Raw genomic sequence first — 24027 nt, 5'->3', positions numbered from 1 at the left:
TTGACCTTTTTTGTATGATGACAGTACAGTTTAAAGTGAAAAAGGAGAAGGAGGATTTCCATGAACTTAATTCCAACAGTAATTGAACAAACGAACCGTGGGGAGCGCGCTTACGATATCTACTCCCGATTATTAAAAGACCGAATTATTATGCTTGGCAGCGCGATCGATGACAACGTATCAAACTCTATCGTTGCACAGCTTTTATTCCTAGCCGCTGAAGATCCTGATAAAGACATCTCGTTATACATAAACAGCCCAGGTGGATCTATCACTTCTGGTATGGCGATCTATGACACAATGAACTTCATTAAGCCGCATGTATCAACAATCTGTATCGGTATGGCTGCATCCATGGGTGCATTCTTGCTTGCTGCAGGTGAAAAAGGAAAGCGTTACGTTCTTCCAAACTCAGAAGTAATGATTCACCAGCCGCTTGGCGGAACTCGCGGTCAAGCGAGCGACATCGAAATCCACGCTCGCCGCATTATCCAGATGCGTGAACAGCTAAACAAAATCTTGGCTGAAAAAACTGGTCAGCCGCTTGAAGTTATCGAGCGCGACACAGACCGTGACAACTTCTTAACAGCTGAAGCTGCTGTAGAATATGGTTTAGTTGATAAGCTGATTACTTCAGTAGACAGCACAGATATTAAAAAATAAGTTTTATTAAAAACAGGACCGCCGCTGAGGTGATCCTGTTTTTTTGTTTGCAATATTTAGATGACAGCTACAATTTTCCCTTTAACATGTCTTTCTGAAAGTTTGATAAGCGCAGCCGGCACTTCTTCTAATGTTATTTTTTCTGAAATCATTGTAGATAGTTTGCTTTCAACAACGAGATTGGCTAATTCTTCATTCATTGCTGCTAAATCTTTTTGTGCTTCAATATTATTTGAAAAATGAGCTGCGCCCAGTGCGATTTCATGGAAAGACAGTGCCTGACTAAAAGGTTTTACAGCAGAATAATCTGGATTACCGGCAATGAAAGCGATTCGGCCATTAAATGCAATGCTTTTGAGTGAGTCTGTAGCATTATCACAGCTTACTGTATCCAGTACTGCGTTCACACCTGCATTTTCTGTTATTTCCAAAATACGAGCGTGAACATTTTCTGTTTTATAAAAGATAACGTAATCTGCTCCGAGCTCTTTAACGTACTCTTCATTTTCAGGAGAACAAGTTGTAATAACTTTTGCACCGATGTTTTTGGCAAGCTGGATTGCAAATCCGCCTACACCGCCTGCGCCGCCATGAATAAGAATCGTTTCTCCGCTCTGAAGGTTCATTTTACGAACTAAAGCTTGATAAGCTGTCATACCAGCACAAGGAAGAGCAGCAGCATCTTCAAAAGATAACACATCAGGTATTCTTGCAACGGTGTGAGCAGTTGTTACAGCAAATTCAGCAAATCCGCCTTTTTTCGTCAGATTTCCATGATAAAATACACGGTCTCCTATTTGGAATTCTGATACACCTTCGCCTGTTTCTTCTATAACTCCTGCTGCATCCACTCCCAAAATGTGCGGATATGACCAATTCGGATTTCCGTTGGTTGCGGTTTTGTAATCTACCGGATTAAGACCCGCAGCTTTTACTTTAACAAGTACTTCACCTGGTCCAGGAGCAGGTTTCTCCGTCTCACTTACCTTCATTTCACGCCACATATTTTTATCTTCAAGCAGCAAAGCTTTCATCTATATAAGTCCCCTTTACGTTCTGAGTTAGTATAATCAAAAATTTGATACAAGGGACAGTATATCCATTTTCAAAGAACACGAGTAGAAAAATGCTCAGCTTATTTCACGATTGGTGTCCTTACTGAATGGACAAACTGGGGATTTGTATTTGTCTGGGGTCTGTCCCCCCTTCGATTGCTTTTAGCATGGCCTTGGCTTTGTTTACGGTTTCTTCATATTCCCGCTCTGGGACAGAATCTGCTACGACTCCTGCTCCAGCTTGGACATACGCTTTTCCGTCCTGGAAAACGATTGTCCGAATGGCGATACATGAGTCCATTTGGCCATTAAAGCCTAGGTAGCCGATTGCACCTCCATAGACGCCCCGGGCTTCTTTTTCAAGTTCGGAGATAATCTGCATAGCTCTTACCTTTGGAGCACCTGATACGGTACCTGCTGGCATACATGAACGAAGGGCATCAAAGAAATCTTTATCCTTTTGCATTTTTCCTTTTACATGCGAAACGATGTGCATCACATGGGAATATCGTTCGATCTCCATATAAGAATCAAGTTCCACTGTGCCAAATTCGCTCACCCGGCCAACATCGTTCCGTCCTAAGTCAACGAGCATCACATGTTCCGCGCGTTCTTTTTCATCTGCCAAAAGGTCTGCTTCAAACGCTATGTCTTCTTCCCGTGTTTTTCCTCTAGGTCTTGTTCCTGCGATTGGCCGGTTCTCAATGCAGCCGTTATCCACTTTTACAAGAAGTTCAGGGGACGCTCCAACGATATAGGTATCTTTCGATTTATAATAATACATGTACGGTGAAGGGTTCATCGAACGAAGCAGTCTGTACACATCAAAGGGATCTGCTTCTGTTTCCTGCTCGAACCGCTGTGACAGAACGACTTGAAAGATGTCACCTGTTTTGATATATTCCTTTGCTTTTTCCACCATTGAGCAGAACTCTTCTTTCGTATGGGAAGAACGGACATTTCCTGTTCGCTTATTCTTTTCAAAGGCAAAATCGTTTTTTATAGATGTCTTTTTTGAAGGCTCCTGCAATCCATGATAGGTTTTACGGATGTTTGCGCAAACTTGTTCATATTTCTTTTGAATGGTTTCTTCTTGATCGTCACGATCAATATGCATATTGCAAAGAATCGTAGTTTTTTGTTTAAGGTGATCAAAAACGATCATTTCATCTGTAAATAGAAATTCCATTTCATTCGACTGGTTAGATGGAGTGGGCGGTGAAGGGACATTTTCGAAAGTATGAATAAGATCATATCCGAAGAATCCGACAGCGCCTCCTGTAAATGGCGGGAGTTCAGTGAGTTTGGGAGATTTGTAGCGTGATATGTGTTTCTTCACTATATCTAAAGGAGAACCGTGTTCTTGCATGGTTTTGCTTTCATTATCGTTTAGGTAGGTTAGATTCACATCATACCCTTTTGAGGAGATTACCAAGAAGGGCTTCCTGCCAATATAAGAGTACCTTGCCCAGCGTTCTCCGCCTTCTACACTTTCAAGTAAAAACGAATAATTTTCATGACGGACCTTTTCAAATTGTGAGATACACGTTTCATGATCGGAAAGGTACGTAAAACCGACCGGAATGACATTATAATTTTGTTTTGTAAGAGATACGACGTCCTCTATTGATGGGCTAAACATTTTCAACCACCTCTTTCAAATAATAAAAGCCTCTCGCTTGTTACAGCGGAGGCTTGTTTTAAAGCAACATTAATAAACTAAGAAAGAGGTTTAATCAAGGATTAAATACTCTCAACTCAGCTCAAGCTATGCTCTCTTCTCTCCACTCATCTCAACTAACTGCTATTCTCCTGATTAGTGATTAATATAAAGGCTAGCCCTTTGTCTGTCAACTGTTTGCAGTACTTTGAACGGATCTCAGCGATAAAAGGAATGCCTGATGACCCAGATCCAGCACACACTGAAAAATAATAGGATGCTGAAGGTTGCGGTGATCCCGAAAGCAAGGCTTAAGAAGAGACCTGGGTTTGACGGATCTGCAAAAGAGTAGCCGAGCAATGCGAGAGGATAGATGATAATAAAAATAAGCATGAAAACCCAATAGATTCTTCTTAGCGTGCTTTTCTTTGGTTTAAGGATATAAAGGGTTAAGAGGATATTTACCATTGTTAAACCAGCGGCAAACGACCAGTCATACATAATACTCGTATGCTCCAAAGCAATCGCCTCCCTTTCCTCTTTATCACTATATTAAGAAACTGTGTGAGGCCAACCCTGTAAAATAAAAAAACCGCCATTTTGTCCTCCTCGTATGGACAAAATGGCGGTTTGTAATTGTCTGGGGTCAGACCCCTACTCGGTTTTTGAGACAAACTCTGCAAGGGCTTCGATCGCTTCATTTTCATCAGGACCATCCACAGCTAACACCAGCTCAGAGCCAGAGCCGACTGCTAAGCTCATGATCCCCATGATGCTTTTTGCATTTACTTTCTTGCCTTCTTTTTCAACGAACACATCTGAAGTGAAACGGTTTGCTTCTTGAACGAAAAGCGCTGCCGGACGTGCCTGAAGTCCGCTTTTTAACTGCACAGTTACCTTTTTCTCAACCATTCTATTCTACCTCCTCTAGCCTTCTTCTCTTTATATCGAAACATCAATTGATGGGTTGACCTGTTCTAAGTTTCTCTGCAATTTCATCAATTTTTCGCAATCGGTGATTTACACCTGATTTGCTTACGGGGCCGGATGATACCATCTCTCCCAGCTCCTTTAGCGTTATTTCCTGATGTGTTACACGCAGCCTCGCAATTTCACGCAGCTTCTCAGGAAGCACTTCGAGCCCTACCTGATCTTCGATGTATTTAATATTTTCCACCTGTCTCATAGCGGCTCCAACGGTTTTGTTCAAGTTTGCCGTTTCGCAGTTTACAAGGCGGTTAACCGAATTTCTCATATCTTTTAAAATACGAATATCTTCAAAGAATAGAACAGCATGGTGAGCGCCGATCAGTGTTAAGAACTCTGAAATTTTCTCACCATCTTTTAAATAAATGATGTAACCTTTTTTACGCTCAAGCACTTTAGCTTTCAGCGTAAACTTATTCATCAGTTCAGCTAATGCAACCGTATGCTCTTCGTACATGGAAAAAATCTCAAGATGATAGCTCGTCTCAGGATGGTTCACTGAACCACCGGCTAGAAAAGCACCTCTCATATATGCACGGCGGCAGCAGCTTTTTTTATTAAATTCCTCTGCAATATTGCGGGTAAACGTGAAAGACCCGTCAATAATCTTCAAATCTTCCAACAATGCTCTTGATTCTTCTGAAACTCGTACGATGTAAACGTTGTTCTTTTTCAAGCGCATCTTTTTTCGTACTAACAGCTCAACGTGATAAGGATAAACACCCTTGATCAGCGTATAAATCCTTCTAGCAATTGCAGCATTCTCAGTTGGAATATCTAGAATCAGCTTTCTGTTGCTGAAAGAGATGGAGCCATTCATTCGAATCAATGCAGCAAGCTCTGCTTTTTTACAGCAGTCCTTCAGTTCAAGCTGCGTTAATTCTTTCTTTGTATCTGCAGCGAATGACATCTGCTTCACCACCTCTCTTTTTGTTCCCTGAACTTAACTATATTTCAATAAGTCCTAATAGCAGATCAGATACACGTCTGGCATCATGTCTGACAAGCGTTCCGTACTGAATGATATTATCGCAAACTAACCCGATGCCGAACGACTTTAGACGCTCCTCATCAAATAAAACCTGTGATGCACCTTCTTCAAGATAAAGATCCAGAAACTCAGAAGGTATCGTTTCATTATTCACGATTACGACATCTATAAAATTATGCCCTACATGATCGATTAAAGCTTGTATATGATCTCCTGCTGTATAATCCGTCGTCTCACCCGGCTGAGTCATGACGTTGCATACATACACTCTAGGTGCCGTTGCCTCGCGAATGGCCTTAGAAATTCCGCCAACGAGAAGATTCGGCAGAATGCTCGTATAAAGACTACCTGGTCCGATTACAATAAGATCTGCTTCTTGAATGGCTTTAACACTTTCACGAAGCGGTTCGATATGTTCATCATTTAAGAAAACTCTTCTAATCTTTTTATTCGACAGCGGGATTTTAGATTCCCCCTGTACAATCGTCCCATCTTCTAATTCAGCACTTAAAATAATACTGTTCTTCGCTGCAGGCAGTACTTGACCTCTTACGTTTAAAACGCGGGAAAGTTCCCGGATTCCTGTTAAAAAGTCTCCCGTAATATCGTGCATTGCAGCTAAAAGAAGGTTCCCGAGCGAGTGACCGGTTATACCGTCACCCACCTTGAACCGGTGCTGAAACATTTTTTCTACAAGCGGCTCTACTTCAGAAAGCGCAGCGATCACGTTTCTGACGTCCCCAGGAGGGGGCATGTCATAATCCCTCCTCAGTCTTCCTGAGCTGCCGCCATCATCTGCAACCGTAACGATAGCAGTAATATCTACAGGATAGCGCTTCAAACCTCGAAGGAGAACGGAAAGACCCGTTCCTCCGCCAAGCACTACCACTTTCGGCTGCTTCTTCATCTATACTTTATCCTTTCCCATATCTCTGTGGCTGCTGAATGTAACGTATTCTTTGGATAGTACGTTTCCGATATATTCAGCAAGGGCTACAGAACGGTGTTTCCCGCCTGTACAGCCGATTCCGATTATAAGCTGGCTCTTTCCTTCACGCTTGTATTGCGGAACCATAAAGTGAAGAAGGTCAAGCAGCTTCTCTAAAAATTTATTTGTTTCCGGCCATTTTAAAACATACTCAGATATGTCCGGCTCGAGCCCTGTTCTCGGTCTCATATGCTCAATGTAATGAGGGTTCGGCAAGAAACGTACGTCAAATACCAAGTCAGCGTCAATCGGCATGCCATATTTAAAACCGAATGACATGACATTGATTGTAAACGGATGTGCAGCGTTCGCAGAATAGCGCTGAATGATGCGCTCACGCAATTGCAGCGGTTTAAGGTCTGATGTATCGAGCACTTGCTGAGCTCTTCCCTTTAGCTCTTCCAGCATTTCACGTTCCTGCGTGATGCCTTGAAGAGGATTTCCGCTTTTCGCCAGCGGATGCGAACGGCGCGTTTCCTTATACCGGCGGACAAGTGTAGCATCCTTGCAGTCTAAATATAAAATCTGCGGCTGGATGTCTGATGAGACCGCAAGCTGGTCAAGCGTTGAAAACAACTGATCAAAAAACTCACGGCCACGAAGGTCCATTACGAGTGCAACCTTATTCAGCTTGCCTGCAGATTCTTGCATCAATTCTACAAATTTCGGGAGTAGTGCAGGCGGCAGATTATCTACACAGAAGAAGCCTAAATCCTCGAAGCTCTGCATGGCCACCGTTTTTCCGGCTCCTGACATTCCTGTAATAATCACCATTTGTACGTCTTGTCTTTCCATGCCATATCCCCCCTGTAAACTATGTTCAATTCTTATGCTGCCGGCTCCATGTTAAGCCGGATCTAATCGATAGGAAAGCAACTCAAAATCAGGTGTATACGTGAATGTGCCAAAAATCATATTGCTTCCTTTTGTCACATAATCCAAAATGTGATGATCTCCTGGTGCCATCGGAAGTTCTCTTACTTCATCAACTGGCTTCCAGGCTAATTTACCTTCTTCACACTCCTCTAGCGCTTCACCTTCTGAATCTGTTGCTAAAAAGGTAAACATCATCCATTCCGATACGATTTTGTCACCTTGTTTAATAATAAAATTAAAAACACCCTTTAATTGAGGGTTCTTTAAATAAATACCTGTTTCTTCCCGGTATTCCCGGATAACAGTGTCACGGATCGACTCTTCTGACTCCATTTTACCTCCGGGTGCTACCCACCATCCCCGTCTAGGCTTTTGAAGCAAAAGCACTTGATTATCTTTGATTAACACACAGTTTGTTACTCTTTGCACTTATTTCACCTCAGGGCTTTGTCTATATCGTTTAGTATACTAAATTATGTAACCCCTCACAATACAGACGCCTCAAGGGTTGATCGTATTTAGTATTCTTAGTTTTAAAGTATCGTTTTCGTTTTATTATGTGAGTAAAACCGGTGAATAAAATGGCAATTACAAAAGTTTTTTGGAAATAGCCTTATTTTCACTTTGATTGAATCTCTAGCTGTCTATAATACGCGGACTTATGCAATTTATATGAAAATGAGCGAAAAAAACAGCAATTTAAATTGAATTCGCTTCGAAATCGATCACAGATAGGCAGCTTGGCATCCGCCAACCTTTTCATATGACTTTCAAAAGCTATAATCCCTAAATTTTTGGCTTTAATCCCGCGAGTTTCATTGTTAATTCCGCGAGTTTTGGCAATAATTCCGCGAATTTTCATCATATATCCGCGAGTTTTCATTTTTTGAGATTCCGCCCTTCTAACTGCACTGGACAACAAAAACCAATATCTAATCAACTTAAGCCCAAAACAAAAAAAGGACACGAAGCATAGCTCCGTGTCAAAGTCTTGCCTTTATAAAAAGGGGGTCAATTTCTTATTTTTATATTACCCCACAATTGTTTCACCACTGTTACAAGTTGATTAATTAGAAGTTACGTTTTTTAACTTTTCAGCCAAATTTTCTACATAGTGCTGTGCAGCCTGTGCAGCGATACTTCCATCACCTGTTGCCGTAACAATTTGACGAAGCGTTTTTTCACGAATATCACCAGCAGCAAAGATACCTGGGATCTTCGTTTCCATCTGTTCGTTCGTTTCTACATAACCGTTTTCGTTTGTGATACCAAGGTCTTTGAATGCTGCATTTAGCGGAAGCATCCCGATATAAATGAATACTCCGTCTGTTTTAACATCTGACTCTTCCCCAGTTTCAGTATTTACAAGGGTTACGTTACTTACTTTGTTATTCTCAGCGTGGATTTCTTTTAAAGAATGATTCCAAATGAAATCGATCTTATCATTGTCAAACGCACGCTGCTGAAGGATCTTTTGAGCACGAAGTTTATCGCGTCTATGAACGATGGTTACTTTTGTCGCAAAACGTGTTAAGTACACGCCTTCTTCAACTGCAGAGTCTCCACCGCCGACAACAACCAGTTCACGGCCTTTAAAGAACGCTCCGTCACAAACCGCACAATAAGATACACCGCGGCCTGATAATTCTTTTTCACCAGGTACACCAAGCTTTTTATATTCGGCACCTGTAGAAATAATAATCGAGCGGGCTTTGTATGTTTTGCTGCCTGCTTTGATCGTCTTATATTCTTCACCGTCGATGATTTCTTTTACATCACCATACGCGTATTCAGCACCGAACTTTTTTGCGTGCTCAAACATTTTGTTTGAAAGTTCTGGTCCTAAAATATGGTCAAATCCAGGGTAGTTCTCAACGTCCTCTGTATTTGCCATCTGTCCGCCTGGAATTCCGCGTTCGATCATAATCGTATCCAAATTCCCACGGGATGTGTAAACTGCAGCAGTCATACCCGCTGGTCCTGCACCTAATATTGCTACATCATAAATTTTTTCTTCACTCATTTAAGTACACTCCTTATATAAGGAAATTCTTATTTACTATACGTCAATCCTATCGGCTCATAGGAGCAAAGTCCAAGATTCTGCTCATACGTTGCGATTTACCCAGCTGATCAGCTTTTTAATCCTTAAGGAGAGGACAGAAACCGAAACATCGTACAATTCAGCGATTGCTTTTTGAGTCGATTTACCTCTTTGCTTACGTGCTAAGTGATCGATCGCCGCTGCGATTGCTTTTTCATTATCAAAGATTTTTTCGCCTTTAACCTCTGACAGCTTTATAGCTTCTGACCAGTAAAAAAGAACTTGCTCATCGATTGCAGGGCTGCTTTCTTTAACAATCTGAAGAACATCAAGTGCCTTTGTTAATAGAGCAGAAGGACTCCCTACTTCTACGAGAGCTTCTTCATGTGCTAGTTTAACCGGGAGCTCCGGATGGTGCTCAAGCATGATATTTGCAGCAATTTCTTTTACAAAAAGAGATTCTTCTTTGCGCATGCAAAAATCACGAAGAGTCTCGTAGGCCTCTTCATTTTTATTCCCTCTAAGTAGAAATAAATGCGTGATTTTGTTTTTTTCCAGCCCTTTACGTATCTGCTGGATATGTTCCATCGCTTTAATCTGACGGTCTTTTTTCGGCTTGTTCTGCTTGTTCGCGGGAATGCGGTACTGATAGTCTCCGCCTGACACCGTCAGTTCATCGTTTTGTGCTTTTTCCATATAAAATGGTGCAACATTGCCTTCTGGATCTAATTCGAGCACCTTTTTCCACGTTTTTAAAGAAAGCTCTTTATGTCCGAGCGCGTAATAAGAAACGGCAAGCATATGAGTCGTTACAGGATCATAAATGAACGACGATTTTCTTAACGTTTGCAGCCATTTATTTGCATAAACATGCTCCTCTAAAAGACCAAACGTGTTTCCGAGCTTATATCTGTGCTCCGGGTGCATCGGGTGCACCATTTTAAGCCGGTCCACAAGTTTCCCGCCAGGTTCGTCCATTCCTAAATGGAATAAAAAGATCGCTAAATTACATAAAGCATTAAGATTTCCAGGATTCTTATCCAGTACATCCTGAAGAACATCCATCGCTTCATCAAATTCACTTTTATAAAAATGCGTGAGAGCTAAATTATTGTATGCTGCCCAAAACTTCGGGTGATTTTCGATAATTTCACGAAGCTGCTCTTGTGCAAGAGGAAGATCTCCCCGCTCGATCGATTGTCTTGCTTCATCATGAGATTTGATCAGCTCCTCTTCTGTCGAAAGAGGCAGACCGTTCGTTGACTTGCTGCCTGTTTCAAGACTGATCAGATCAAGCAATTCCTGCGTGTCATCGACAAACTCACCGTCTGGATCGTATTGAATGTATAACAAAGCATGTTCTTCTGCATCAGAATACATGCCTAAATGAGCAAAATTGTTCGCAAGGAAAAAGTGGCATTCTGACATATCAGATCCACTCTCGATTACGTTCAATAAATGCCTGTTGGATTCTTCATATTCACCGATCTCAGCAAGCGTTGAAGCCAGCTGACATAAAAAAGAGGGCTCTTCCGGCTGGAAGGTCACGGCCCGCTCAAACATTTTTTTTGCTGTATATAAATCACGCCTATTATAGGCTTTAATTCCTTTTTCGAAAAAATAGTCCCCATCCTGGATAAAGGGAAGAACGCGGCCGCCTGCTTCACTGGCCCTTTTTCTTTTATACATATACTAGTTCCCCCATCTACTATGTAAACTCTTTACTTCTTTATCGTTCAGTTCACAAAGTTTTCAACCAAAAAATTATAACACATGCGAAAAATACTAACACCCCTTTGACTGTAAATAATGTGCAGGAAACTTTCGACAAAAAATGATTGAAGGAGGATATAGATCTGATGAACCGAGCTTACAGCAGGCCAGCGGAATCTAGAAGGGCGAGCATAAATCCCGGCGAGCGCACATATCCGCTATCAAAACAAAAAAAAACAACCGAGAATTCGCTCCTCAGTTGTCCTTTTTTGTATGTCTTTCCTTCAATGTAGCTAAAACATCGTCCAAAGGTACCTTTTGCTCCTGCAAAAGCACCAATACGTGATAAAGAAGATCGGAAACCTCCCACTTCAGCTCTTCAGGGTCACGATTTTTCGCTGCGATGATGACTTCTCCCGCTTCTTCCCCAACTTTTTTAAGAATCTTATCTACTCCATGTTCGAAAAGATAAGTGGTGTAAGCTCCCTCAGGCATTTCATGCTCTCGCTGCGCAATGATTTCCTGAAGCTCACTTAAAATTGCGTATCTATCAGGGCTTGGTCCATCATGATTTTCGTCTGCGCTATAAAGTGTCTCTGAAAAACAGCTGTACGTTCCTGTGTGGCAGGCTGGTCCTTGGGGCTCAACTAAAACCACTAATGCGTCCTGGTCACAGTCGTATCGGATGCTCTTTACTTTTTGTGTATTTCCGGACGTTTCACCTTTGTGCCACAATTTATTTCGTGATCTTGAAAAAAATACAGTTTCGCCGATTTCGACCGTTTTTTCGAGCGACTTTTCACTCATGTATGCGACGGTCAAAACTTCTTTTGACTGATAATCCTGCACTACAGCAGGAATCAGCCCGTTTTCGTCAAATTTCAACTTTTTCCATTTCAACGTACAGACACCCCCAACTTTTGCAATTCTGACTTTAGCTCTCCGATTGATGTTTCTTTATAATGAAAAATGCTAGCGGCAAGACCCGCATCTGCTTTACCTTCTGTGAACGCATCATAAAAATGATCAGCGTTTCCGGCGCCGCCAGATGCAATTACAGGAACAGTCACTGCTTCACTGACTGCTTTTGTAAGAGCAAGGTTAAATCCAGACTTTTCTCCATCCTTGTCCATGCTGGTTAAAAGAATTTCACCAGCACCTCGCTTAACTGCCTCTTGCGCCCACTCAGTGACTTCCCATTGAGTGGGTTTGCGTCCCCCATGGGTATATACACGCCATGATCCAAGTTCTTCATCATACTTAGCATCAATTGCAACTACGATACATTGGGCGCCAAAGTAATCAGATCCTTCGGTTATCAGTTCGGGTCTTAAAATTGCTGCTGTGTTCACTGAGACTTTATCAGCACCTGCTCTTAATACTCTTTTCATATCTTCTAGTTTGTTAATTCCGCCTCCGACTGTAAAAGGGATGGCAAGTTCAGCGGCAACACGTTCCACGACTTCAACTATCGTATCCCGTCCTTCATGGCTGGCTGAGATATCTAAGAATACGAGTTCATCTGCGCCTGCCTTATCATAAAACCTGGCAAGCTCGACAGGGTCTCCAGCATCTACTAAGTTTAAAAACTGAATACCTTTTACAACCCGGCCATCTTTTACATCTAAACAAGGAATAATTCGTTTTGTAAGCATTACTTCACACTTCCTAACGCATCTGAAAGAGTAAAGCGTCCAGTGTAGAGGGCTTTTCCGATAATCGCTCCTGCGATGTTTCGCTCATCTTTCTTTAAGCTCACTAAGTCATCAATGGAGCTGACACCGCCTGAAGCAATCACTTCTTTTCCTGTAATGCGTGCGAGTTCACCAATCGCTTCTACATTAGGTCCCTGCAGCATGCCGTCTTTAGAGATATCAGTAAAAATAAACGTTTCAGCGCCTTCTTCTACAAGTCTTTTTGCGAGATCAACCGCCATGATGTGTGAAGTTTCAATCCAGCCTTCAGTTGCAATAAAGCCACCCCTCGCATCAAGTCCAATCGCAACTCTTGATCCGCCATAACGGTTTAATGCTTCTCGTACAAACTCAGGATTGGAAACCGCAGCACTCCCTAAAATAACGCGGTCAACTCCTGCATCTAAATAATAAGAAACGTCATCCATCGATCGGATACCGCCGCCGATTTGCACTTTTGCAGGCAATTCTTTAACCACACGAATGACATGTTCATGATTTACTTTTTTTCCGTCCTTAGCACCATCGAGGTCTACCATATGAATCCATTCGGCACCTTGATCCGTAAACTGCTTTGCCATATCAAACGGTGAATCACCATAAACGGTCTCCTGGTTGTAATCACCCTGCAAAAGTCTTACACATTTTCCGCCACGCATATCAATCGCAGGATAGAGTGTAAATGAACTCAATTTTGTTTTCCCTCCTCAACGAAACGGCAAAAGTTTGTCAGCATCCCCATGCCTGTCTCTGAACTTTTTTCAGGGTGAAACTGCGTACCCATAATATGCTCGCGTCCAACAACAGCTGGCACTTCCACATCTTCATAATGTGCTGCAGCAGCTAAGACGTTTCTATCATCTGTTTGAACGACGAATGAATGCACAAAATATACGTAGCCTTCATCCAGCCCTTTTAACAGAGGCTGTTCTTTTTGTAAAAAGTGAAGGTTGTTCCATCCCATATGAGGTACTTTATAGGTTTTGCCTTCAGCTGTAACACCGCTAAAACGATCTACTTTCCCGGGCAGAAGTCCGAGCCCTTTCGTTAACCCGTTCTCTGTACTTTCTTCAAACAGAAGCTGCATGCCTAAACAGATTCCCATAAGCGGTTTTCCGTTCTCTGTTTCTTTTTTTATAAAATTGATAAGTCCTGTTTCCTCAAGCTCATTCATTGCATCTTTAAAAGATCCAACCCCTGGGAGCAGCAAGCCATCTGTTTCATGGAGTTCCTCTGGATTGCCAGAAAGAATGTAAGGCTGTTCGATTCTTTTTAATGCGGAACAGACAGAGTGAAGGTTGCCCATTCCATAATCAATAATTCCGATCATCTATAACATTCCTTTCGTTGAAGGCACTCCTTTAACACGCGGGTCGATCTGTGTGGCTTCGTCCAGTGCTTTTGTAAAAGCTTTAAATACCGCTTCGATCATATGATGCGTATTTGTTCCATAATGAATAATCACATGCAGGTTCATTCGTGCTTCTAACGCCAGTTTCCAGAAGAATTCATGTACGAGTTCTGTATCAAACGAACCGACCTTTTGACTTGGAAACTCTGCACGAAACTCTAAATGTGGACGGTTTGAAAGATCGATTACTACTTGAGCCAATGTTTCATCCATCGGTACAAAGGCGTTTCCGTAACGCTTTATTCCTCTTTTATCACCTAATGCACCTTGAATCGCTTGTCCAAGACAGATTCCAACATCTTCAGTCGTGTGATGGTCATCAATTTCCACATCACCAGCTGCGTTCACGGTTAAATCGAAATGTCCGTGACGTGCAATCGCATCAAGCATATGGTTTAAAAATGGTACAGGAGTCTGGATGTCAGCTTGCCCTTCTCCATCTATATCGAGTGATAAGCTAATTTGTGTTTCTTTCGTATTTCGTTCGATCGTATGCTGACGTCTATTTTCCATTTATTTGTCCTCCAGTCGGTAATCGATTGCTCTCGCGTGAGCTTCAAGTCCTTCTAAGCGTGCAAATGCAGAAATTTTATGGCCATTTTCTTTCATTGCTTGTTCACTATAGCGGATCACGCTAGATTTTTTCGTAAAATCATCCACATTCAGCGGACTTGAAAAACGTGCTGTTCCGCTTGTCGGAAGAACGTGATTGCTGCCCGCAAAATAATCTCCCACTGGTTCAGAGCTGTATTCACCAAGGAAAACCGCTCCAGCATGCTTGATTTTTCCGAGCAAACTCATTGGATCTTTTGTCATAATTTCTAAGTGTTCCGGTGCGATCCGGTTAATGACTTCGGCACCTTCCTCGAGTGAATCAACGATATAAATAGCTCCGTAATCTCGTACGGCTTGAGCAGCTATTTCTTTTCTAGGCAGGTCATAAAGCTGGCTTTCTACTTCTGCCGCAACCTTTTCTGCAAGATCATTGGAAGTCGTTACTAAAAATGCTGCAGAACGAGGATCGTGTTCAGCTTGGGAAAGCAAATCAGCTGCAATGTACTTAGCGTTCCCTGTTTCATCTGCAAGAACGGCAATTTCGCTTGGACCCGCGATCATATCAATATCACAAACACCGAACACTTCACGCTTTGCCAGTGCTACAAAAATGTTTCCTGGACCAACGATTTTATCCGTTTTTGGTACGGTTTCTGTTCCGTATGCGAGTGCACCGATCGCTTGAGCGCCGCCCAATTTAAACATCCGTTTAACGCCAGCGATTGAAGCTGCTGCTAAAACGGCTGCAGGAAGCTTTCCGTCTTTCCCAGGAGGAGATACAAGTATGATTTCTTCAACACCAGCTACAGCGGCCGGAATGACACCCATCAGTACAGATGAAGGATAGGCAGCTGTTCCGCCCGGCACATAAACTCCCACAGAATCTATAGGTGTTACTTTTTGTCCGAGCATCGTTCCGTCTTCTCTTGTAAAAAACCAAGACTGGCGCTTCTGCTTTTCGTGATATTCCCGAATGTTTGCAGCCGCTTCAGAAATAATATCGATCATCTTTTGATCAAGAGATGCAACAGCTTCATCAATTTCCTCTTTTGTTACTTCAAGTGAACTCAGCGAAACACCATCAAATTTTTCAGTGTAGTTTAAAAGTGCTTTGTCACCTTCAAGTTTAACATTCTGCAAAATTTCTAAAACTGCTTTTCGCTGCTGTTCAGTATTTTGTTCAACACTTCTCTCTAACGTTTTCAATTTAGATACAGGCTGGATTTTCACTGGACATCCCCCTTGTTCACTACGAGTTTACGCATGCGTTCAACCAGTTCGTTGATTCTCATCGCATGAAGTCTGTAGCTTGCCGGGTTCACAATAAGTCTCGATGTAATGTCTGCAATTTTTTCAAGCTCAACCAAACCATTTTCTTTCAGCGTTCGTCCCGTGGAAACAATATCTACTATGCGGTCTGCTAGCCCAATTAACGGTGCTAGCTCAATAGAGCCGTTCAATTTAATCACTTCCACTTGCTGACCTTGCTCTCGGAAATAATGAGAAGCAACATTCGGATACTTCGAAGCAATTTTTGGAGCCACTTTTTGATAGTTCCCGCCTGGCAAACCTGCAACAGCTAAATAACAGGCTGAAATCTTCAGATCAAGCACTTCGTAAACATCACGCTCTTCTTCAAGCATTACATCCTTGCCAGCGATTCCGATATCCGCTACACCATGCTCTACATATGTAGGAACATCCATCGGTTTTGCGAGAATGAATCGAAGCCCCGCTTCAGGTGCATCGATGATCAGTTTGCGTGATTCTTCAAATTCAGGAGGCAGCGGATAGCCTGCTTGTCTTAACAGGTCGACTGCTTCTTCAAATATTCTTCCTTTAGGCATCGCCATCGTTAAAACTGTACTCATTACAAGTCCTCTCCTTGCTGTCTTCCGATCAAATAATGAATTTCATCGAATCGTTTGCTGAACTCATCGACATTTCTAACACCAGATAGGTCTTGCATCACTATGTTTCCACCTTTTGATCTTTTGGATTTCGCCAATTGCAGTGCTTCTTTTCTGCGTTCAGGTGTAAACAAAATGCATTGTTTTTTAATAGGGTCATTCTTGCTTCCCAAAGCTTCTATAAAATAATCCATTCGAATCGCAAATCCGATTGCTGGCGCTTTACGGTCAAAACGACTCAGAAGGTCGTCGTATCTGCCGCCGCTTGCGATCGGCGCACCGATACCAGCTGCATATCCCTCAAAAACGATGCCTGTGTAATAGCTCATGTGGCTAAACAACGTAAAGTCGAAAACGATATTTTGTGCAGCATCATAATCCTGCAGCAGTTTGTGTAACGTTTTTAGTTCCTCTAAAGCTTGCTGTCCCTTCATGTTGGGAGCCAATGCAGAGGCTTCATCCAGCACTTCAATTCCGCCTCTTAAATCAAGAATCTTTAACAAGCGCAGTGTATCAATAGAAGATAACGGAAGCTCTTTTACATGAGAGGTATAACCTACATAGTTTTTCTCATTAAGGTAACGAAGAAGCTCTGCAACCCTGCTATCGTTTCCCAAAATATCTGCTAAAAGCTCTTGTACGAAACCGATATGACCTACAGCTACTGTAAAAGAACGGATTCCGCTCTTTTGGATCACTTCCGTCATTAAAGCAAGTGCCTCAGCTTCTGCACTGGATGTGCCCTCACCGATCAGTTCGATCCCTACTTGTTCAAATTCAGCCGGTCTTCCACCTTCACGCTGCTGAGCACGGAAAACAGGTGAACTATAGGCAAGGCGAAGTGGATAAGCTATATTTTTCATACTCGAAGAAACCACACGTGCGATTGGTGCTGTCATATCAGGACGTAAAACAAGTGTTTTCCCTTCCATGTCGAGAAGTTTAAACAACTGCTGATCCAGAATAGCTGACGCTTCCCCAACTGTTTCGTGATACTCCAGTGTAGGTGTCTGAATGAACTGATATCCCCATGACTCCATCTCTTTTTTTATTATATTTTTGATATCTTCATTTTTTTGATAAAAAGCAGGAAGTGTATCCCGCATGCCTGCAGGCTTTTCAAAAACAAATGGTTTAGACATTTTCCTTCATCCTTTTATATGTGAAGTTATTTTATATGAGTAGTTTTCGTAATCATTGGTGTTCTTGAAAGTGGTTGATTTCCGCTCCAGGTTGCTCGCTTTCCGCGGGGCGGGCGGTGAGCCTCCTCGCGCTTTGCGCCTTTAGGAGTCTCACCTACAAGGAAGTCTGTGTGCTCCTGCGTCTACAAGTAAATTCTGACGCTGCGTGTTCCTCGTCGCATGCCTTGCAAGAAGTTTATTCAGGTGGTTGGCACGCTGGAGTCTCGCACCTTGCGCTCCAATCAACAAATCAAGGAAGCAATTCAAGTAAAAACGTTCAAACGCTTTAGTTCGCTAATATACTACCATGATAAAGATTTAGTTGTTAGTGTACACGTACCCTTGAAACATGTCAACCGATATACCCGAAAATCTTGTAGTTAAGAAATTCGATTTCAGGGAATAGTATGTAAAAAATAATACATACATATGAAAGGATGGAATGCGTCTTGTTTAATCGCATCTTTTTACTTGCCATCATAATTGGTGTGCCGCTATCTGTTTTCGGCAGCATGCAGCATTGGCCGGCCGTTATTTTATTTGTGATCTATTGTGCTACCATCGTTGCACTGGCGGGTTATATGGGCCGCGCGACAGAAAGCTTGGCCATTGTTGCTGGACCCAGGATCGGCGGACTTTTAAACGCCACTTTCGGAAATGCCGTTGAACTTATCATTTCTATTTTTGCCTTAAAAGCTGGACTCATAAGTGTAGTATTAGCATCATTAACGGGTTCAGTACTAGGAAACCTTTTACTCGTAGGAGGACTGTCCTTTTTTGTCGGAGGATTAAAATTTAAACAGCAAAAGTTCAATGTTTATGATGCCCGTCATAACGCTGGATTGCTCATCTTTGGTGTTGTTGTCGCTTTTGTTTTCCCTGAGGTGTTTTCCTATAAACTGAACGATGCCGATTCACTCACATTAAGCGTTTGGGTTTCTGTTATCATGATTGTTTTGTACATTGCCGCATTGCTGTTCAAACTCGTTACACACCGTGGTGTTTATCAGTCAGAACACGATGAGGGGCATGAACACGAAACAGCAGAATGGAGCAAGATGAAAGCACTTATTATCCTGGCCCTTTCAACAGTTGCCGTTGCTTATGTTTCCGAAAAATTGGTTCATACGTTCGAAGAGGTTGGAGAAACACTCGGCTGGAGTGAAGTATTCATCGGGGTAATTATCGTTGCGATCGTCGGAAATGCCGCAGAGCACGCTTCTGCGATCATTATGGCCTATAAGAATAAAATGAACGTAGCTGTCGAAATCGCAATCGGCTCAACTCTGCAGATTGCCATGTTCGTTGCTCCAGTTCTCGTATTGATCTCGCTTTTCTTTGAGAAATCGATGGCGCTCGTGTTCACGCTTCCCGAGCTCGTCGCGATGGTCCTGGCCGTATTCTTGACCATCTCCTTAACCAACGACGGTGACACGAACTGGTTCGAAGGACTGACACTACTAGCAGCCTATCTCATCATGGGTGTCGGATTTTACCTTCTATAAAATGATTCTTTTAGCGGTGAAGGATTAATCCTTTGCCGTTTTTCTTTTGAGCAAATTAGGAATAAAAAGGGGACAACTTTGATAAAGTTTAGAATAAGGACAAGTTTAGGGACGGTGCGATGATGGAGAACTACATTTCAATTGGCTCTTTTCCGGTAAAAATAGTTTGGCTTGCGATTCTTGGCTCTGCTTTGATCGCATATGGAATATTGAATGTGAAATTAAGAAAAGAACCTGATAAAAAACGGCTTCTCGATGTTCTAATTAATTCCGTTGTAATCTGCTGGTTTGTATGGAAAATTACCTATGTAATCCTGCATCCGGTTCTCACTTTTAAACATCCGTTTAATCTTTTGTATTTTAACGGTGGTGAAACAGGTGTCGTTCTTGGCATTATTGCAGCCGTTCTCTATTTATTAAGAGTAGCAGGAAAAAGAGAGCTCGATAGAAACCGAATTTTTTATAGCGGTATTTTAGGCCTGACGATATTCTTTGCGGTCTATTACGGCGCACATTTTGCATCCGAAACAGTAGCAGCAGACGGTCTGATCTCTTTATTTTTTATAATTCTAGCTTTTTATCTTTACACATATGGATCATTTCAGCTCAAAAAAACCGTTCTTTCTATGCTTGTGACTGCTCTTTTCTTTTCAGTCATTAACAATACTCCGCTTGGCGGCAAAAAAGAGGACGCTGCAGCTGTTGAAACGGTTGCTACGGGCATAAAACCAGGGAACAAAGCACCCGATTTTGACCTTAAAACGATTGATGGAGATTCAATAAGGCTTTCGGATCTAAAAGGAAATGTTGTGTTTATTAACCTTTGGGCAACATGGTGTCCGCCATGCCGCGCAGAAATGCCTGAGATGGTGCGGTATTATAATGAGCACTCATCTGAAAAAATCGAAATTCTCGCAGTAAACCTGACTGATAGTGATTCAGAAAAAGAAGTGAAGCAGTTTGCCGATGATTATAAGATTAACTTCCCTATCCTGCTAGATACTGAAGGTAAAGCCGGAAATCTGTACAAAACCGTATCGATCCCTACCACTTTTATTGTAGATAAAAAAGGAATCATTCGCGAAAAACACATCGGTCCGATGAGCTACGAGATGATGGAGGAATTTGTGAAAGCAGCGCAATAAAAAGGGATCAAATGAGAGGTATTTGTTACACATAAGGTTACATTTTAAATGAAAAATGAGAAAAAAGCTGGTTTCCGCTACCCTTTTAAGGTGCGGGAATCAGCTTTTTGCAGTAAAGAATCCCACGTTAAAAACAATATAACCAAACCGCGACATATCGCGGTTCATCTCTCTATACCTTCTCATACAAATAAAGCTTCGCGTTTTCAGGGCGTCCAAGTTTTGGTCCTTTAAATCCGCGTCTGATCAGTTCTTTCCTCATAAACATCATAAGTGCACCGTGGCTTACGATTAGCGCATTTTCCTCACTCTCTTCTAAAATTCGATCAACGATTTTAGAAATACGCTGTTCCACATCTGTCCTGCGTTCCAGCTGTGATTTGTGATTAAAGAACCAAGCCGCTCGGATGCACAATGGGTAAAGAATCATCGGGATTTTAATGTCCCGCTTAAAGAAAGGATATACAGCAATTTCCCTAAGCTCATCAGTCCTAATCAGTTCACCGTTATAGATTTTTTCAGCTGTAATCTCTGCTCGTCGAACGGTACTGACATAGCATTTCCGCCACTCAATCCCTCCAAGATCAACTTCCGATTCTTCCACATCAGATTCTTCATACTCTTTCATCCATTGATCAAATTCTGAAGGAGTGATCCATTTCTCTGTTGGATATCCCCTTGTTACTTTAAAATGTCTGACCAACCCGATTTTCATTATTCCACCCACTGCTCTTTATCTATTTTTGAATCATTCTCCGCTATCTCTTTTAAAGCTTTAGCTCGCCTCACAAGAAAATCCGTCATATATTTTTCTAAGAAAAGTCGATCTGCTAATTTTCCAATCACGCCAAATGGCGACTTATAATCAAAATGGTCTGTCATCACAGTCCCCTTGTCTTTCATCACGAAAGTATGTGTATGTCTGAAGGAATGAAAAGCACCTTTCACCATCACATCAACAAATCGATAAGGTCTGTCCATTTCAATGATCCTTGCAGTCAGCCGTTGTTTAACCCCTAAATGTACGGCTTCCCATGTAACTGAGTCACCATTCTCCATCAGCCCAGACGTAACTCCTCCCACAGCTTTTTCCTTCGTATGGGATGTGGTCACTGTGTGTATGTCTACATTTCTGGCAAGGTCAAAGCAAACTTCAATAGGTGCTTTTATGTATTCCTGATGCTTTATGACTGGCATTGCCATCTCTCACTTTCAAACGATTCAAAAACAACACCCCACAAAGTGAGGTGCTGCTCATTTTATACTTTAGTTATTCCACGCATAAAAAGAAATTCCTTCACTCATATGATCTTTGAAAAAGGCGATGAGGTCTGGCAGTGTAAAATAGTTGCGATAATCCTCATTTACACCGAAAACGTCTTTTAAGTACACGATGCCTAGCTGATCTCTTTCTTCAAACAAAATGAGCCCGTATCCGTCTCTCATTGTAAAAATAACCGGACAGCCAAGTTTCAAACTATACGTGAACTGTTCCCGATTTTCGATTGGTATTAATGACTCCTGCGTATAAAGCGGCCCTAAAAACCACTGCTTCACTTTATCTTTTATACCCATGTCATTCACCCCGCTTATTTCATCATATGCGGGTGTTGTTGAATGTTACATCTGGTTTACTCAACCAAATTTTTTTCTAAAATAATTTTATGTAATCCTTTTTCGTTCGTGTAGGTACTTTTGATATCAAACCGGGATTTGATATTTAAGATCAGCATGCTTCTCCACTTATACATCGTTTTAGTCTGAACGATGTGATAGCCGTTCTCCTTCAAATACTCATGCTGCTGTTCATTAGTTTTGCTGCAATTCCTTGTCCTCGATGCTGGGAATCAACACCGCCAAGCCAGCTATAAAACTTTCTTTTATCTGACTCATACCCCATTTTATATCCAATGACATTGCCATCTTGCAAAGCAATGTTCACCAGAAGGCCGGCTTACTTTTCATCTTGTGGACCAAATTGCCTGACTTGCCGAAAATACGTTCATGCAAATCTATTAAGTTATCCAATATCGGCTCTTCAGGAATAGATTGAACACGCATGTATTGAATGTTCACAACACTTCGCCTCACTTTATAAATACAAAGAATCTCCCTGACTGCAGAGAGATTCTTTTTTTTATTATTAGCTTGCTAATCTTTTCGACTCTTCAAATTCCTCTTGAATTTCTGCACTAGGTTCCTTAGTCATCAGGCTGACTACCACGATTGCAAGTGTACATGCGATGAAACCTGGAATGATCTCATACACTTCGGCAAACGCCGGGATAAGCTCCCACACGATTACAGTGACAGCACCTACAATAATGCCAGCGAAAGCAGCCCATTTTGTCATGCGTTTCCAATATAGGCTTAATAACACGACTGGTCCGAACGCAGCTCCAAATCCTGCCCATGCATAACCAACAAGATTTAGAATCGTTTCACTGGGATTAATCGCCAATACAAATGCGATAACTGCGATGACTAAAACTGCTAATCTGCCAATGAATACGAGTTCCTTATCAGACGCTGAACGTTTAACAAACGCTTTATAAAAATCCTCCGTCAGCGCACTGGACGTTACTAGTAATTGTGAAGATATGGTACTCATTACAGCAGCTAGAATCGCAGCTAATAAGAATCCAGTAATGATTGGGTGGAACAATACATCAGACAGTAAGATAAATACCGTTTCAGCTGTTGACTCATTCAAAGGTGCACCTGACTGGTTGAAATAAGCGATCCCAACCAAACCAGTAAACATCGCACCTACGATTGAGAAAATCATCCATCCCATTCCGATTCGTCTCGCACTCTTCATTTCTTTTACAGAGCTGATTGCCATAAAACGAACAATGATATGAGGCTGTCCAAAATATCCAAGACCCCACGCCAATAATGAGATAATTCCAATCAAGCTTGTCCCCGTAAAAGCATCCAGCAAAGCAGGACTTACACGATCAATCTCGTTAAAAGTTGTATTCCAACCGCCTACTTCCAAAATAGCGACAAAGGGAACAAGAATGAGCGCAAGAAACATGATTGCACCTTGAACAAAGTCTGTGTAGCTTACTGCTAAAAAACCACCGAACAGTGTATAAATGATAACTACACCAGCTGTAATAATCATTCCCCACATATAGCCCGTGTCAAAAGCAGTTTCGAAAAGCTGGCCTCCAGCAACCATTCCTGATGATGTGTAAAAAGTAAAAAAGATAATAATTACAAAAGCTGAAGTGATCCTTAAGATACGAGATGTGTCTTTAAATCGATTCTCAAAATAATCCGGTATCGTAATTGAATTATTTGATACTTCTGTATACGTTCTTAATCGGGGTGCAACATATAACCAGTTTAAATAAGCACCTATACATAGACCTACTACGATCCATCCTGCACTTACTCCAGACATATACATAGCACCGGGCAGTCCCATCAACAGCCAGCCGCTCATATCTGAAGCTCCTGCACTTAATGCAGTGACAGCTGGACCTAGATCTCTTCCGCCAAGCATATAATCTGTAAGGTTGGATGTTCTTTTATACGCATACAGACCAATAAGTACCATAGCAATCATATAAACACTGATTGAAAAAATAACACCATAATCCATCATATCCAGTTTTCCTCCTGCTCTCTCATGTTGTTA

Annotated in this window: 27 protein-coding genes; 3 read left to right on the top strand and 24 right to left on the bottom strand. The window is 41.9% G+C overall.

Annotated elements, in window-relative coordinates; all coding sequences use genetic code 11:
• Positions 1–60: 60 nt before the first annotated feature.
• Entirely contained in the window at positions 61–663 is a 603-nt protein-coding gene (clpP, locus tag ACFW35_RS03465) for an ATP-dependent Clp endopeptidase proteolytic subunit ClpP (RefSeq protein WP_379835745.1), read from the top strand.
• Positions 664–719: 56 nt separating this feature from the next.
• Here clpP and ACFW35_RS03460 read toward each other — a convergent pair whose 3' ends face one another.
• The 18 genes from ACFW35_RS03460 to ACFW35_RS03375 all read right to left on the bottom strand — a co-directional run bounded on the left by ACFW35_RS03460 (position 720) and on the right by ACFW35_RS03375 (position 17689).
• Positions 720–1697 (bottom strand): zinc-binding dehydrogenase, encoded by a 978-nt coding sequence (locus ACFW35_RS03460; protein ID WP_379843816.1) that lies wholly within the window; start codon positions 1695–1697, stop codon positions 720–722.
• A gap of 121 nt (positions 1698–1818) precedes the next feature.
• Positions 1819–3360, bottom strand: coding sequence for an anthranilate synthase component I (trpE, locus tag ACFW35_RS03455; RefSeq protein ID WP_379843814.1), 1542 nt, complete (start codon positions 3358–3360; stop codon positions 1819–1821).
• Between the two features lie 237 nt (positions 3361–3597).
• Entirely contained in the window at positions 3598–3897 is a 300-nt protein-coding gene (locus tag ACFW35_RS03450; RefSeq protein ID WP_379843812.1) for a hypothetical protein, read from the bottom strand.
• A gap of 135 nt (positions 3898–4032) precedes the next feature.
• Positions 4033–4290 (bottom strand): HPr family phosphocarrier protein, encoded by a 258-nt coding sequence (locus ACFW35_RS03445; RefSeq protein ID WP_066292578.1) that lies wholly within the window; start codon positions 4288–4290, stop codon positions 4033–4035.
• Between the two features lie 43 nt (positions 4291–4333).
• Entirely contained in the window at positions 4334–5275 is a 942-nt protein-coding gene (gene whiA / locus ACFW35_RS03440; protein ID WP_379843811.1) for a DNA-binding protein WhiA, read from the bottom strand.
• A gap of 37 nt (positions 5276–5312) precedes the next feature.
• Entirely contained in the window at positions 5313–6263 is a 951-nt protein-coding gene (locus ACFW35_RS03435; RefSeq protein ID WP_379843809.1) for a gluconeogenesis factor YvcK family protein, read from the bottom strand.
• A complete protein-coding gene (rapZ, locus tag ACFW35_RS03430) occupies positions 6264–7139 on the bottom strand; it encodes an RNase adapter RapZ (protein WP_379843807.1) in 876 nt (291 codons plus the stop codon). It lies immediately after the preceding gene.
• Positions 7140–7190: 51 nt separating this feature from the next.
• Positions 7191–7649, bottom strand: coding sequence for an NUDIX hydrolase (locus ACFW35_RS03425; protein WP_066292588.1), 459 nt, complete (start codon positions 7647–7649; stop codon positions 7191–7193).
• Positions 7650–8286: 637 nt separating this feature from the next.
• Positions 8287–9243: a thioredoxin-disulfide reductase gene (gene trxB, locus ACFW35_RS03420; protein ID WP_379843805.1), complete on the bottom strand. Its 957-nt coding sequence runs from the start codon at positions 9241–9243 to the stop codon at positions 8287–8289.
• Between the two features lie 84 nt (positions 9244–9327).
• Positions 9328–10953 carry a tetratricopeptide repeat protein gene (locus tag ACFW35_RS03415; protein WP_379843804.1) on the bottom strand — a complete coding sequence of 542 codons (1626 nt, stop codon included), beginning with the start codon at positions 10951–10953 and terminating at the stop codon, positions 9328–9330.
• A 279-nt stretch (positions 10954–11232) separates the two neighbouring features.
• Positions 11233–11877 carry a bifunctional phosphoribosyl-AMP cyclohydrolase/phosphoribosyl-ATP diphosphatase HisIE gene (hisIE, locus tag ACFW35_RS03410; RefSeq protein WP_379843802.1) on the bottom strand — a complete coding sequence of 215 codons (645 nt, stop codon included), beginning with the start codon at positions 11875–11877 and terminating at the stop codon, positions 11233–11235.
• The gene (gene hisF / locus ACFW35_RS03405; protein ID WP_379843801.1) at positions 11874–12632 is read right to left on the bottom strand and encodes an imidazole glycerol phosphate synthase subunit HisF; all 759 of its coding nucleotides are present in this window, start codon (positions 12630–12632) and stop codon (positions 11874–11876) included. Before hisF ends, hisIE begins: the two co-directional genes overlap by 4 nt.
• Positions 12632–13363, bottom strand: a complete 732-nt coding sequence (gene hisA, locus ACFW35_RS03400; RefSeq protein WP_379843799.1) for a 1-(5-phosphoribosyl)-5-[(5-phosphoribosylamino)methylideneamino]imidazole-4-carboxamide isomerase — start codon at positions 13361–13363, stop codon at positions 12632–12634. Before hisA ends, hisF begins: the two co-directional genes overlap by 1 nt.
• The gene (hisH, locus tag ACFW35_RS03395; RefSeq protein ID WP_379843797.1) at positions 13360–14001 is read right to left on the bottom strand and encodes an imidazole glycerol phosphate synthase subunit HisH; all 642 of its coding nucleotides are present in this window, start codon (positions 13999–14001) and stop codon (positions 13360–13362) included. Before hisH ends, hisA begins: the two co-directional genes overlap by 4 nt.
• Positions 14002–14595, bottom strand: coding sequence for an imidazoleglycerol-phosphate dehydratase HisB (gene hisB, locus ACFW35_RS03390; RefSeq protein ID WP_379843796.1), 594 nt, complete (start codon positions 14593–14595; stop codon positions 14002–14004).
• Positions 14596–15867, bottom strand: coding sequence for a histidinol dehydrogenase (gene hisD, locus ACFW35_RS03385; protein WP_379843794.1), 1272 nt, complete (start codon positions 15865–15867; stop codon positions 14596–14598). It lies immediately after the preceding gene.
• A complete protein-coding gene (hisG, locus tag ACFW35_RS03380) occupies positions 15864–16508 on the bottom strand; it encodes an ATP phosphoribosyltransferase (RefSeq protein WP_379843791.1) in 645 nt (214 codons plus the stop codon). Before hisG ends, hisD begins: the two co-directional genes overlap by 4 nt.
• Entirely contained in the window at positions 16508–17689 is a 1182-nt protein-coding gene (locus ACFW35_RS03375) for an ATP phosphoribosyltransferase regulatory subunit (RefSeq protein WP_379843789.1), read from the bottom strand. Before ACFW35_RS03375 ends, hisG begins: the two co-directional genes overlap by 1 nt.
• A gap of 488 nt (positions 17690–18177) precedes the next feature.
• On the opposite strand from ACFW35_RS03375, the gene cax reads away from it, so the two are divergent.
• The gene (cax, locus tag ACFW35_RS03370) at positions 18178–19233 is read left to right on the top strand and encodes a calcium/proton exchanger (protein ID WP_379835783.1); all 1056 of its coding nucleotides are present in this window, start codon (positions 18178–18180) and stop codon (positions 19231–19233) included.
• A gap of 122 nt (positions 19234–19355) precedes the next feature.
• Positions 19356–20378, top strand: a complete 1023-nt coding sequence (locus ACFW35_RS03365) for a TlpA family protein disulfide reductase (RefSeq protein WP_379843788.1) — start codon at positions 19356–19358, stop codon at positions 20376–20378.
• A 172-nt stretch (positions 20379–20550) separates the two neighbouring features.
• On the opposite strand, the gene ACFW35_RS03360 is transcribed toward ACFW35_RS03365, so the two are convergent.
• The 6 genes from ACFW35_RS03360 to putP form a co-directional block, all read right to left on the bottom strand.
• Complete coding sequence (locus ACFW35_RS03360; RefSeq protein ID WP_379843786.1) at positions 20551–21093, bottom strand: histidine phosphatase family protein; 543 nt, start codon at positions 21091–21093, stop codon at positions 20551–20553.
• The gene (locus tag ACFW35_RS03355; protein WP_379843785.1) at positions 21093–21575 is read right to left on the bottom strand and encodes an SRPBCC family protein; all 483 of its coding nucleotides are present in this window, start codon (positions 21573–21575) and stop codon (positions 21093–21095) included. The genes ACFW35_RS03360 and ACFW35_RS03355 overlap by 1 nt, the downstream gene beginning before the upstream one ends.
• Positions 21576–21644: 69 nt before the next feature.
• Positions 21645–21953 carry a hypothetical protein gene (locus ACFW35_RS03350; RefSeq protein WP_379843783.1) on the bottom strand — a complete coding sequence of 103 codons (309 nt, stop codon included), beginning with the start codon at positions 21951–21953 and terminating at the stop codon, positions 21645–21647.
• A gap of 211 nt (positions 21954–22164) precedes the next feature.
• On the bottom strand, positions 22165–22308 hold the full coding sequence (locus ACFW35_RS03345; RefSeq protein ID WP_379843782.1) for a GNAT family N-acetyltransferase: 144 nt from the start codon (positions 22306–22308) through the stop codon (positions 22165–22167).
• 8 nt (positions 22309–22316) lie between these two features.
• Positions 22317–22454: a hypothetical protein gene (locus ACFW35_RS03340; RefSeq protein WP_379843780.1), complete on the bottom strand. Its 138-nt coding sequence runs from the start codon at positions 22452–22454 to the stop codon at positions 22317–22319.
• Between the two features lie 67 nt (positions 22455–22521).
• Complete coding sequence (gene putP, locus ACFW35_RS03335) at positions 22522–23991, bottom strand: sodium/proline symporter PutP (RefSeq protein WP_379847366.1); 1470 nt, start codon at positions 23989–23991, stop codon at positions 22522–22524.
• Positions 23992–24027: the final 36 nt, after the last annotated feature.

The sequence above is a fragment of the Fictibacillus sp. NPDC058756 genome (assembly GCF_042746035.1).
Lineage (GTDB): Bacteria > Bacillota > Bacilli > Bacillales > Fictibacillaceae > Fictibacillus.
This window is presented reverse-complemented; position numbering and strand designations above follow the sequence as displayed.